Consider the following 14,257-nt stretch of genomic DNA (forward strand, 5'->3'; position numbering starts at 1 on the left):
AAAAACGCACAAAACAGAATATAAATGCATAAAATTCATTTTTTGTAATTGTTTTTAGTAATTTTGTAGTAAATAATACTATACTAAAAAAAATGGAAGCTAAACTGTTAAAATACACAAAGAGCATTGCTTACGAAGAATCAGGGAAATTTGAAGAAACCAGATTTGAAAAAAAGCATAATGTTATATTCTCAAACTCATCTGAAGGATCATTAAAAGTTGCAAAAGAAATTGCAGATTTAATTATAAGTAAAAAGGCAAAAGGAGAACAGTGTATTTTGGGTTTGGCTACAGGATCTTCACCAATAAAGGTTTATGAGGAATTAGTGAGAATGCATCAAGAAGAAGGCTTAAGTTTTTCAAACGTTGTTACTTTTAATTTGGATGAATACTATCCAATGACAAAAGATAATATTCAAAGTTATTATTATTTCATGCATGAACATTTGTTTAACCTTGTTGATATATTACCTGAAAATATTCATGTGCCAGACGGAACTGTTACTGCTGATGAATTACATCAATATTGTATAGATTATGAAAAAGCGATAGATGAAAGTGGTGGAATAGACCTGCAATTATTGGGTATTGGTAGAACTGGGCATATTGGATTTAATGAACCAGGTTCACATTTTAACTCAGAAACTAGAAGTATTATTTTAGATTATATTACAAAAGTTGATGCAGCTCCTTCTTTTTTAGGTATTGAAAATGTGCCTAAAAAAGCCATAACAATGGGCATAAAAACCGTTAGAAAGGCAAAAAGAATTATATTATTAGCTTGGGGTCAAAACAAATCTTCAATTATAAAAAATACCATAGAAGGTGAAATTTCATCAAAAGTACCAGCTACTTATTTACAACATCATAACAATACAACATTTATTCTTGATATTGAAGCAGCTTCTGAGTTAACAAGAATAAATACACCCTGGTTAGTAGGACCTTGTGTTTGGGATGAGAAATTAAGCAGTAAAGCAATTATTTGGCTATGTCAAAAAACAGGAAAATCTATTTTAAAATTAATTGATGAAGATTATAATGACAATGGAATGTCAAGTTTATTGGTTGAACAAGGCTCGTCTTATGATTTAAATATTAAAATGTTTAATAAAGTACAGCGTACTATAACAGGTTGGCCAGGAGGTAAACCCAATGCTGATGATAGTTCAAGACCAGAAAGAGCGAATCCGATTAATAAAAGAGTCTTAATTTTCAGTCCACACCCTGATGATGATGTAATTTCAATGGGAGGTACTTTTGACAGATTGGTTAGTCAAGGACATGAAGTGCATATTGCATATCAAACTTCAGGTAATATAGCTGTTTCAGACTATGAGGCTTTAAAATTTGCTGAAGTATCAAAAAATATGAAATGTAGTAAGGATGATAGTTTTATTTCGGGAATTATTAATCAAATTAAAACTAAAAAAGACAATGCTGTTGATAGTGTTGAAGTTAGAAAGTTGAAAGGCGTAATTAGGCAGATGGAGTCATTGGCTGCAACCCGATATTTAGGAGTGCCTGATGAAAATGTACATTTTTTAAATTTACCATTTTATGAAACGGGTAGTATTAAGAAAAATCCATTATGTGATGAAGATATTGCCATAATGTGTGATATAATTGAGCAAATTAAACCACATCAAATATATGCAGCAGGGGATTTAGCCGATCCACATGGCACACATAGAGTTAGTTTAAATGCGTTGTTTGATGCCTTAAAAATTTTAAAACCAAAGCCATTTATGGATGATTGTTGGTTGTGGCTGTATAGAGGAGCTTGGCAAGAATGGGATATTCATGAAATTGAAATGGTAGTACCAATGAGTCCTGATCAGGTATTAAAAAAGAGAAAAGCAATTTTCTTTCATCAATCTCAAAAAGATGGAGTTATGTTTCAAGGTAATGATATTAGAGAGTTTTGGATGCGTGCTGAAGATAGAAATACTAAAACTGCAGAAAAGTATAATAATTTAGGTTTAGCTGATTATGCAGCAATGGAAGCATTTGTACGATGGCATTATTAATTTGGTTGAATAATTTTTATTATTTATAGTTTTAATAAATTAAAACTATAAATAATAAAAATTGTATTATTGTAATAATAATACTTCTTGCAATTGAAATTTATTAAAAAAATATTTTTAAGCCTATTGTTTTTGGTTTCTACAATTATAGAAGCACAAGAATTACCACCTATTGAGAATTTTTCTCCACAACTATATGGTGCTGATAACCAGAATTGGTCTATTTCTCAGGGAAATGACCTGTATGTATATGTAGCTAATAATAGTGGCTTATTAGAGTTTAATGGTGCTAAATGGAAGTTATATCCATCTCCCAATAATACATCTTTAAGAGCTGTTAATGTTATAGAAAGTAAAATATACACAGGTTGTTTCAGAGAGTTTGGTTTTTGGGAAAGAAATGAAATGGGCAATTTGGAATATCATTCTTTAATTCATGAACTTAATGAGCCTCTTCTTGAAGATGAACATATTTGGAATATAATTTCATTTGATAAATGGATATTGTTCCAATCCTTACGCCGTATATATATATATAATATTGAAGAGCGTTCATTCAATATTATAAAATCTGACACACATTTACCTAAGGTTTTTAGAGTTGAGGATAGTATTTATTTTCAGAGATATGGAGAGGGAGTTTTTAAAATTGAAAACGGAAAGCCATTATTAATATCAGATGACCCCATATTTAAAGACAATATTTTAGTTAATATTTTTTCAATAAATAATAAAGTTTTATTTCAAACTCAAGAAAAAGGGTTTTATTTTCTTGATGCAGGAAGTATTTCAAAGTGGGATATCCCAGCGAACAAAATAATCGCATCTGTTAGTGTGTTTAGTAGTTTAAGATTAAGAAATGGAAGTTTTGTATTGGGAACAATTAGAAATGGCATTTATCAATTGAATGAAAAAGGAGAAATAATAAACCAATTTAATCAAAATAATGGACTAAGTAACAATACTATTTTATCAATGTTTGAAGATAAAGAGCAAAATCTATGGCTTGGATTAGACAATGGTATAAGTATGATTAATTTCAATTCTCCATTTAGTGTTTTTAATGATTTAGATGGAAAATTAGGCTCAGTTTATGCAGCAATATTATTTAATAACAATTTGTATATAGGAACCAATCAAGGATTATTTTATAAAAAAAATAATTCTGATGATTTTCAATTTATAGAAGGTACTTATGGCCAAGTATGGTGTTTAAAGGTTTTTGATAATACGTTATTTTGTGGGCATAATTTAGGAACTTTTGTTGTTGATGCTACTAATAAAGCAAACTTAATTACGAATGCAATGGGTACTTGGGATATTATACCTATAAAAAATAACAATAATTTGTTATTGCAAGGACATTATAATGGCTTGAATGTTATTGAAAAAATAAATAATAAATGGCAATTCAGAAATAAAATTGAAGGTTTTAATATCTCAAGCAGATATTTTGGGTTTGATTCTAAGAGCAATATTTTTGTAAGCCATGAATGGAAAGGCGTTTTTAAACTTCATGTTAATAATAATTTTACAAAGATACTTGATTATACAATTGAAGAAAGTGTTCATAAAGAACCAATATCAAGTTTAATTACATATAATAATCATTTATTATACACTTCTAATAGGGGTGTTTATAAATATGAAGAGTCTCAGAGTAAATTTTTAAAAGATTCTTTATTAAGCATAAATATTTTTGCGAATGATGATTATGTTTCTGGTAAATTAATTACAAACAATAAAGAAAAGACTTTATGGGGTTTTACAGATAAAAATATTGTGTATTGTAAACCTGCTAAATTAGACAATGATTTAATTGTTACTAAAATATCTTTACCAGCTTCATTAAGGAAATTTGTTTTAGGTTATGAAAATGTCACACAACTAAATGACCAAATTTATTTATTTGGGTCTTCAAATGGTTACATTTTACTTGATTTAGATAAGTTAGTTGATAAAGAATATGAGATCTTTATAAATTCAATTGAAAAAAGTATACTTAATAAAGAAAAGGAATTTATTAATGTAAAAAATATCAATGAATTTAAATATGAAGAAAACAACTTATATTTTAATTATAGTGTGCCTGAGTTTGATAAATTTGACCAAGTAAATTACCAATACCAACTAAAAGGAATATATAATGAATGGAGTGATTGGTCAGAAAATTCAGAAATATCTTTTAAAAACCTTCCTTGGGGCGATTATACCTTTAATGTTAGAGCTAAAATTGGTAGTAAATTATCAAAGAATACAGCAACATATTCATTTACAATTAAAAGGCCTTTGGTTCTTTCAAACCAAATGTTATTTATTTATTTAATTTTATTAAGTGTTTTATTATTTCTTATTCATGTATTTTACAAACGTTATTATAATAAGCAAAAGCAAAAGTTGATTGAAAAAAAACAACGTGTATTTGCCATCGCTCAATTAGAGAATGAACAAGAAATCATGAAATTAAAAAATGAAAAATTACAAAATGATATTGAGAGTAAATCAAGAGAACTAGGTACTTCAACAATGAGTATTATTAAAAAGAATGAAATTTTAAATACTATTAAAGAAGAATTAACAGCAATTAAGGATGAAAGTCATGTAGAGCCAGTTCTTAAAATTATTAATAAAAACCTTTCAAATTCTAATGATTGGGAACTATTTAAGGAAGCATTTAATAATGCAGATAGTGATTTCTTAAAGAAAGTAAAAAAAGTTCATCCATTATTAACTCCAAATGATTTGCGATTATGTGCTTATTTACGTCTAAACTTGTCATCTAAAGAAATAGCTCCGCTATTAAATATTTCACCTCGAAGTGTTGAGATAAAAAGATATAGATTACGTAAGAAAATGGATCTTCCTCATGAAAAAAGCCTTGTTGAGTATATTTTAGGAGTTTAATGTACTGCTACAAAATTTAAATAAACCAAAAAACACTACAACATTACCACAACATTCTTATATCTCTAAGGTTGTAGTTAATTTTTTTTACAATAATACTTGCTACTTGCATTAGAGTTGTTAAACACTTTGTTTTCTTAATAAAATCAAAATAAATATCCTAAATTACCCTATAAATATGTTAGATTAATATCTTTTTTATTTTGCTGTATGTTTTTTGTATAGGTTGGTATTATCATTTTTTTAACTTTTCCCATTACTTTTATATAAACTTAATTCAAATTATATGAAATCATTACTAGTATCATTTTTTCTATGTTTTGCAAGTATTTTAACTTACGGGCAAGATTATGAAATTAAAGGGGTTGTATCCGACAATAGTGGTACACCTTTGCCGGGAGTTTCTGTAGTTATAAAAAACACAGATAAAGGTGCATCAACAGATTTTGACGGAAATTTTGCACTGTCTAATGTTAAAAATGGAGAAACACTTGTATTCTCTTATCTTGGTTTTGCAACCAAAGAAATTGTAATTAAAAATAGCACTTTCTTAAACGTATCACTTAATGAAGATACCGAAAGTTTAGACGAAGTTGTTGTTGTAGGGTATGGTACCCAGAAAAAAAGAGAAGTAACAGGTGCTGTATCAGTAGTTGACAGCAAAACATTAGAAGATTTGAAACCTGTAAAAATGGAACAAGCCTTACAAGGTACAGTTTCGGGAGTAAATGTAACTACTACTTCAGGATCTCCTGGAGCAGACATTAATATTCGTATTAGGGGTATTGCTACCAATGGTGATAACAAACCACTTACTATTATTGATGGTTATGTTGGTGAATTGGGTTTGCTAAATCCTAATGATGTAGAGACTATAACTGTATTAAAAGATGCACAAGCTGCAATTTATGGTTCTACAGCTGCAAATGGGGTTATCTTAATCACAACAAAAATGGGTAAAAAGAATGCGAAAGCTAAAATTTCTTTTAATTCTTATGTTGGATTCCAAGAAACTTCAAGAAAGTTAAATGTTTTAAATGCAACTGAGTATGCTGCATTACTTAATGAAAGTTACGCAAATGGTGGAGATCCATTACCATACCCAAATTTGTCAGGTATTGGAAATGGTACAGATTGGCAAGATGAAGTTTTTGGTGATGCTGTACCTATTATAAGTCATGATTTATCAATGTCTGGTGGTTCTGAAAAAATTACGTATGCTATAAGTGGTTCACATTTAGATCAAGAAGGTATCATTGGAGGAAAAAAATCAGGGTTTTTAAGAAACACAGCTAGAATATCTTTAGGAGCTGAACTTTCAGAAAAGTTAAAATTAAAATCAAATGTAATTTATACATATTTTAATAGAAAAAGTTTACCAGAAGGAGGGAATGCATCTGTTCTTATGAATGCTGTAAACGCACCATCAACATTAAGTCCTTACGATACCAATGGAGATTTTACTATTTTCCCATTAGGAAGATTAGGAAATGAAATGATAAACCCTTTATCTCAAATTGAAAATTCATATAATGATTATAATTTTAAGAAGTTAAGTGGTAATTTCGGATTAGATTACCAATTATTGGATGAATTAGTAATAACAAGTTCAATTGGATTCAACACTTCAAATAGTGAAGGTAAAAGTTTTGCAAAAATTATTGATTATGGAGGGAAAGTTTTTGATGTAACTAGAAGTTCAGTTTCTCAAAATGCAGTTAATAATAATGATTATTCTTTTGATTTGTATGCAACTTATATAAAAGAAATAGCAGACCATAAAATTGTTGGAACCCTTGGAAATACCATTTTTAAAGAATGGGGAAATGGATTGTATGCTACAGGTTATGATATTCCTAACAATACTTGGAGTAATGCTGATATTTCATTGGCAAATGGAGCACCTGCTCCAGGAGTAATACCTGTTGGTTCTTATACTTTTGATGAAAGAAAATTATCTTACTTTGGTAGAGTACAGTATGATTTTAAAGGGAAATATCTTGTTTCTGCTATGATAAGAAGAGATGCTTCAACAAAATTTGGACCTGGAAATAAAGTTGCTTATTTTCCTTCATTTACTGCTGGTTGGATTTTGTCTGATGAAAGTTTCTTTGGAAAATCTAGTGTAATTAACTTCATGAAATTGAGAGGTAGTTACGGTACTTTAGGAAATGATAGAATTCCAACAAATGGTTATATTTCTCAATTATCAGGAGAGGCAACCTATGTTTTTGATGGTGCTTTAGTTAATGGAGTAGCAACAGGACAAATTCCAAATCCAGATTTAAAATGGGAAGAAGCACAAAAATTTGATGTTGGTTTAGATATGAAATTATTAAATAACAAAGTAAATGTTGTTGCAGATTATTTTATTGATACAAGAGCAGATTTGTTAATACCATATATACCTGTTTCAGGAATCCTTGGTGCTGCTGCGCCAGGAGCATCTTCACCAACTATAAACGCAGGAACAGTTAAAAATTCAGGATTAGAATTTTCAATAGATTATAAAAATAATTTTTCTGATGATTTCTCAATGAGTATTGGTTATAATGTAACATTCCTTAAAAATGAAGTTACAGAAATTAATGGAACTGATTTTATTGAAGGTGGTGTATTTAGTATTGGGCAACCAGCACCTTCTAGAATGGAAGTAGGGCAACCAATAGGTTATTTCTACGGATATCAAACAGATGGGATTTTTCAAAACCAGGCTGAAGTTGATGCACATCCTTCACAGGCAGATTTAGGAGCTCAATCAGCACCTGGAGATTTTAGATATGTTGATACCAATAATGATAATGTTATAGATGTAAAAGACAGAGTTAATATTGGAGATCCTATTCCAGAGGCAACTATGGGGCTTAATTTACAGTTTAATTATAAAGCTTTAGATTTTTCAATGTATACTTTTGCTTCAGTTGGTAATGATATGGTACGAAATTATGAAAGTATTGCTCCTGATGCAAATCAATTAAATTATGTTTTAGACAGATGGAGAGGTGAAGGTTCAACCAATACTAATCCACGTGTAACAACGGGCGCATCAGTTAATAATGTGTTTTCTACATATTATGTTGAAGATGCTTCTTATGTAAGAATACAAAACATCCAATTAGGGTACACGATTAATTCTAAAGTTTCAGAAAAAATAGGCGCAACTAAATTAAGAGTATATGCAAGCGCAAATAACCTATATACTTTCACAAAATATAGAGGTTACGACCCAGGTGCTTCAAGTGGTGCACCAATTGGCGGAGGAATCGATGATGGTTTCTACCCTATTCCAAGAACCTACATGGTAGGCTTAAACATTAATTTTTAATCTGAATTAAAATGAAAAAATATATATTTATAACAATATCAATTATAGCAGTATTTTCGGCACTGACAATTTCTTGTACCGATGATTTTGTTGATCGTCCAGTTGAATATTCAATTGATTCAGAGAATTATTTTAATTCTCAAGCGGAATACGAAAGCGCTTTAATTGGAGCATATGACCTTTTACAATCAACTTTTGTAAATGTTTTAATGGGAGAGTTTGCTTCTGATAATACAGTATGTGGTGGAAACGGACCAACAGATGTTCCTGGATATCAGCAAGTTGATGACATGATTCATACACCTGTAAATACGGAAATTAAAAAAGTATGGGATTGGATGTTTGCAGGAGTTCAAAGAAGTAATTATATTCTTGAATTTAAAGACAATATCGAGTTTGAAGGAAAAAACCAAATTATAGCTGAAGCTCGTTTTCTTAGAGCATATTACCATTTTGAACTGGTTAAATGGTTTGGACCTATTCCAATGAAAGGAGATGCAAGATTTACTCCTGGTGATGAGACATCAATTCCACGTTCATCAGTTACTGATGTATATGCTGCAATTGAGGATGATTTAATTTTTGCATCAGAGAATTTAAATCCAATGCCTTCACAAGCTGGAAGAGCTACTAGAGGTGCTGCATTGGCATTGCTAGGAAAAGCTTATTTATATGAAGCTTCCTATTTAGATAATGTTTTAAATAGTGAGTCTAATTCAGGAGAAAAATACCAATTGGCTGCTTTAAGATTACAGCAAGTAATTGATAATGAAGGATATTCGTTAGTATCTGATTTCAATGACATTTTTGAAATGGCAGGTGAAAACGGTCCTGAATCTGTTTTTGAAATTCAATATACAGATGTTGAAGGTGGAAGTTATGGATATATGCAAGCTATTGAAGGTAATGTAGCTGTAGGTTTTGCAGGTCCTAATTCATATGAAGGTCCTTTCTTTGAATCAGGAAACAATTTTAATCTTCCTACTCAAAAGATAGTAGATGCTTTTGAAGATGGTGATTTAAGAAAAGAGGTTACTATTCTAGATATGGATGCATGGGTAATTGAACACCCTGAAGTTACTTATACAAAGCAGAATGAGCATACAGGTTATTTTAATAGAAAATATATTCCTAGAAAAAGAAGTGAAGATGCTGCTCAAGATTATAAACTAACCAATCCAAATAATTACAGAGCAATTCGTTATGCTGATGTATTGTTAATGGCGGCTGAAGCTTATAATAAATCAGGAAATGATCCACAAGCACTTATAAATTTAAATTTAGTAAGAGATAGAGCTTTTGGAGATGAAAATCATAGAATAACAATGACTGATACAAATTTATACAATGCAATTTTAGCTGAAAGAAGAGTAGAATTTGCAGGTGAAGGATTTCGTTTTTTCGATTTAGTAAGAACTGGTAGAGCAGCTCAGGAAATAGATGGTTTTACACCTAATAAAAATGAAGTATTCCCTATACCATTAGAAGAAATTCAATTCGCTGGTGGTAATTGGAGTCAAAATCAGAATTATTAAAAAATAAACAAAACATATGAAAACATTTAAATATTTTTTAAGCATACTATTATTTGTTACAGCCGTAATAAGCTGTAATGAAGATGAGTTAGGTAGTTTAGATTTTGTGTCTACCGCTGTAGCACCAACAAATTTAACAGTACTTTTAGACGTAACTCCTGATAATACGGGGTTAGTAACAATAACTCCAAATAGTGAGGGAGCAGTTTCTTATACTATTACACTGGGTGATGATACTGCTGAAGCAGTAACTATAAAGCAAGGGGAAAATATTCAACATGTATATGCTGAAGGTGACTACGTAATGAAAGTTGTAGCTATTGGAATTACAGGTTTAAAAACGGAGTTGGTAAAGCCATTTGCGGTGTCTTTTGATCCACCAGAATTTGTAGTGTTTCCAGTACCTGTAAATGACAAAGCCACTTCAAAACAAGTAAATGTAAAGGTGCTTGCTGAAGAAGTGAAAAATGCAATTTCCTTCGATGTTTATTTTGGAGAAGTAGCAGATGAAACACCAGTAACAAAAACTGTTGGAGATGAAGCATCTCATGTATATACTGAACCAGGATTATATACTATTAAAATTGTATTAAAAGGAGCTGCAATTGAAACAGTAGAATATATTATTGAAGATTTTGAAGTAACTGAAATTTTACAACCGCTTACTGCGGCACTTACTCCTTCTAGATTAGAAGCCAACGTTGTTTCTATATTTAGTGATGCTTATACAAATGTAGCAGTGAGCGAATGGAATCCAGGTTGGGGACAATCAACTGTTTTATCTTCTTTTGATGTAGATGGGGATAATATTTTAAAATATGATTACTTAAATTATACAGGAATAGTTACTAGCTATGATAATCCAACAGATCTTTCAGCAATGGAATATGTTCATTTTGATTATTGGACAAATGAAGGAACGCAAGTTGCTTTTAAAATAGTGAATACATCACAACCAGATGGAGATCCATTAAAAGAATCAGAAGTAGTAACTCTTACTACAGAATTTGGTAAATGGGTAAGTGTTGATATTGCATTAACTGATTTTACAACTGACATGTCAGGAGTTACTCAATTCGTAATATCATCAACTGGAGAGACAGTATTTATGGATAATATTTATTTTTGGAAAGAGCCATCAGAAGTAGTAAGTGCACTTCTTTATGATGATTTTGAAGGAAATGGAAATATTGATACTTGGTTTGGAGATGATTGTGGTATGGATAACATTTTCACGAATCAATTTTCTGATATTAACAATAATTCGGCTACTGTTTTAAAGTATACTGATGCAGGAGGGACATATGCAAATGTACGTTTTGATGCTCCTTCAAAATTTGATTTAGCTTCAGATAGTAAATTTTCATTAAAAATTTATGTTCCAACATCAAGTGTCTCAGGAACTCAACCAAAGCAAATTTCTTTAAAATTACAAGATGGTACTGCAAGTGAACCTTGGGTGCTACAAACAGAAATAATTAAAACTATTGTTTTTGATCAATGGCAAACTGTTACATTTGATTTTGCAACTGACGTTACAGCAGGTCAACCTGATCCATTAAATAGAACAGATTTTGATAGAGTAGTTTTACAAGTAAATGGAGAAGGTAATGGTGATACCGTTACAGCTTATATAGATGATTTTAATTATGGTATAGATACTGGCTCAGGAGGAGGAGGAACTTCACCAATAGAGGGAACTTGGAAATTAGCCCCAGAAGAAAAAGCTTTACTAGTTGGATCCACAGCTGGAGATATTTGGTGGTTTAATAGCATAGAAGATTTAACAACAAGAGCTTGTATTTTTGATGATACTTATGTTTTTAATGCAGATGGATCATTTAACAATGTTTTAGGGTCTGATACTTGGCTTGAGGCATGGCAAGGAACTGCAGATGCCTGCGGAACACCAGTAGCACCTCATGATGGGTCAGCTTCAGCAACGTATGAATATAATACAGCTGCAGGTACTGTTACCATTAATGGGATAGGAGCTTATTTAGGAATTTCTAAAGTAATAAATGATGCAGAACTTACTAATCCCGCAAATGCTCCTGCTTCTATTACTTATAATGTGACGCTTTCAGATAATGACAATACCATGAATTTAGAGATTTTAGTTGGTGGTGGTAATGTTTGGTATTTCAAATTGGTTAGAGATGGAGTTATAACTCCTCCTCCACCAAGTAATGGAACACAAATTGATTTTCCAGTTGACTTTGAAAGTTCAACAGTAGATTATACCTTAACTGATTTTGGAGGGAATGCATCTTCAGTTATTGTAGATCCAAATGACGCAAATAATATGCTTGCAAAAGTAATTAAAACTAATACAGCTGCTACATGGGCAGGTACTACAATTGGAACTGATGCTGGTTTTGCAACTAATATTCCTATTACATTAATAAATTCTAAAATGTCTGTACGTGTTTGGTCTCCAGAAGCTGGGACACCTATTCGTTTAAAAATTGAAGATTCAAATGATGTTACTCATACTTGTGAGACAGAAACAAATACTACTGTTGTAGGTTGGGAGACGATAGAATTCGATTTTGCTAATCAAGCACCAGGAACAGAGTTATTAAGTGTAGGTTTAAGTTTCGGTTGGGTTTATAATAAGGCATCTATCTTTTTCAATTTTGGAACAGATGGTGCAACAGCAGGTGAGAAAACATATTACTTTGATGATGTTTTATTTATTCAATAATTAAAAAATAATAAAAATGAAAAATATAAAATATATAATTGGTCTTTTTCTTACTCTGGCATTTTTTGCGAGTTGTGAAGAGGACAGCAACAAATTTGGGGATATAATTGCTCCCTCAAATGTTCAAATAGCAGATCCTTTAATTGAGGGGCAGGATATGAATGATCCTGAGTTATTGTATGGTGATGGAAGCGGTTTTGTAACATTTACAGCAACTGCCAATAATGTGATAAGCTATAATTTTAATTTTGGTGATGGTTCAAGCGAAATTGCACCTTCTGGTATAGTAAAGCACAGATTCACTAAAGTAGGAATAAACAATTTTACCGTTATAGTAAGTGCTATTGGTACAGGTGGAGTTGCATCAACTACTTCAATAAATGTAGAAGTTTATAGTTCATTTTCTGATGCTGAAGCTGAAAACATTTTAAGCGGAGGTGTTATAGGTGAAGGTAAAAAATGGTATTGGGCAGCTAATTTGCCATTGCACATAGGTATGGGTACAGCTAATGATGATTATGGTAATGGAGAATTTGCTTATGAAAGCTGGTGGAATTCAATTCAACCTTGGGATGCAGAAAAAGGATGTATGTATGATGATGAATTCGTATTTACAAAAACTGCAGATGGTATCACATTTGAACAAACTTCTGGTCCTGCATTTATTCCAGGTACTTATGCTGGTTTTATAGGTGTTGATGGAGATACTTGCCATGATGAGACCGTAGCAACTACAATGTTTGGTGTTAAAAATGTGTCTTTGTTTCCATCTGGATCGAAAGCTGCACTTGAAGGAAGTTATAAAGAACTTCCTTATAGACAAACAAGTTTTGAAATTCAAAATGGAGGTTTTATGGGTTGGTATGTAGGTTCAAGTACTTACGACATTATTTCTATTGATGAAAATTACATGAGAGTTAGAATTGAAGAAGATCCAGCTACGGGTGTTGGTGCTGCATGGTACCAATTATTTACATCAACAAAACCTGTACAAGGAGCATCTGAATTTACAAATTTAGTATGGTCAGACGATTTTGAAACAGCTGGAGCTCCAGACGATACAAAATGGACATATGATCTTGGCGCAGGTGGCTGGGGAAATGGTGAAGCACAAACTTATACGGATAGTGCTGATAACGTAATTGTAGCAAACGGTGTTCTTAAAATTACTGCAAAAAAAGAAACTGATGGCAGTTATACTTCAGCAAGATTAAAAACTCAAGGCTTATATGATTTTACCTATGGTAGAGTTGACATAAGTGCAAAACTACCATCAGCAGCCGGAACATGGCCAGCTTTATGGATGTTGGGGGCTAATTTTGATGCTGTTGGTTGGCCAAAATGTGGAGAAATTGATATTATGGAACAGACTGGAGGAGATAAAGATAATACTTTAGGAACCTTCCATTGGTGGGATACTGCAAGCTCAAGTAATGCAATGTACGGAGAAACAGCAGCAGTTGCTAATGCATCTACTGAGTTTCATGTATATTCTCTTGAATGGACTCAAGAATCAATACAAGTATTTGTTGACAATGTGAAAGTTGTAGAGATGGCTAATAATGCAGATTTACCATTTTATGATAAAGATTTCTTTATGATTTTAAACGTTGCGATGGGAGGTTCTCTAGGTGGAACTATTGATCCTGCATTTACAGAAGATGCAATGGAGATTGAATACATAGAAGTTTATCAATAATTATTTGAATTAAATTAAAAGGTTAGTAATTTAGGTTACTAACCTTTTATTTTTCTT

General features: G+C 31.3%; 6 protein-coding genes. All 6 read left to right on the forward strand.

Annotation, left to right across the window (positions count from 1 at the left end; genetic code table 11):
* Positions 1 to 92: 92 nt before the first annotated feature.
* A complete protein-coding gene (gene nagB / locus ABY863_RS09525) occupies positions 93 to 2,030 on the forward strand; it encodes a glucosamine-6-phosphate deaminase (RefSeq protein ID WP_372794208.1) in 1,938 nt (645 codons plus the stop codon).
* 93 nt (positions 2,031 to 2,123) lie between these two features.
* Positions 2,124 to 4,934: a triple tyrosine motif-containing protein gene (locus ABY863_RS09530; RefSeq protein ID WP_372794210.1), complete on the forward strand. Its 2,811-nt coding sequence runs from the start codon at positions 2,124 to 2,126 to the stop codon at positions 4,932 to 4,934.
* A gap of 286 nt (positions 4,935 to 5,220) precedes the next feature.
* Positions 5,221 to 8,259: a SusC/RagA family TonB-linked outer membrane protein gene (locus ABY863_RS09535; protein WP_372794212.1), complete on the forward strand. Its 3,039-nt coding sequence runs from the start codon at positions 5,221 to 5,223 to the stop codon at positions 8,257 to 8,259.
* Between the two features lie 11 nt (positions 8,260 to 8,270).
* Positions 8,271 to 9,794 carry a RagB/SusD family nutrient uptake outer membrane protein gene (locus ABY863_RS09540; protein ID WP_372794214.1) on the forward strand — a complete coding sequence of 508 codons (1,524 nt, stop codon included), beginning with the start codon at positions 8,271 to 8,273 and terminating at the stop codon, positions 9,792 to 9,794.
* Between the two features lie 16 nt (positions 9,795 to 9,810).
* The gene (locus ABY863_RS09545) at positions 9,811 to 12,501 is read left to right on the forward strand and encodes a hypothetical protein (RefSeq protein ID WP_372794216.1); all 2,691 of its coding nucleotides are present in this window, start codon (positions 9,811 to 9,813) and stop codon (positions 12,499 to 12,501) included.
* A 16-nt stretch (positions 12,502 to 12,517) separates the two neighbouring features.
* Complete coding sequence (locus ABY863_RS09550) at positions 12,518 to 14,200, forward strand: family 16 glycosylhydrolase (protein WP_372794218.1); 1,683 nt, start codon at positions 12,518 to 12,520, stop codon at positions 14,198 to 14,200.
* Positions 14,201 to 14,257 lie beyond the last annotated feature (57 nt).

This window comes from Lutibacter sp., from assembly GCF_041562875.1.
GTDB lineage: Bacteria > Bacteroidota > Bacteroidia > Flavobacteriales > Flavobacteriaceae > Lutibacter.

Coding starts and splice junctions, on each gene's coding strand:
- nagB (WP_372794208.1), top strand. CDS start 93: ATGGAAGCTAAACTGTTAAAATACACAAAGAGCATTGCTTACGAAGAA.
- ABY863_RS09535 (WP_372794212.1), top strand. CDS start 5,221: ATGAAATCATTACTAGTATCATTTTTTCTATGTTTTGCAAGTATTTTA.
- ABY863_RS09540 (WP_372794214.1), top strand. CDS start 8,271: ATGAAAAAATATATATTTATAACAATATCAATTATAGCAGTATTTTCG.
- ABY863_RS09545 (WP_372794216.1), top strand. CDS start 9,811: ATGAAAACATTTAAATATTTTTTAAGCATACTATTATTTGTTACAGCC.
- ABY863_RS09550 (WP_372794218.1), top strand. CDS start 12,518: ATGAAAAATATAAAATATATAATTGGTCTTTTTCTTACTCTGGCATTT.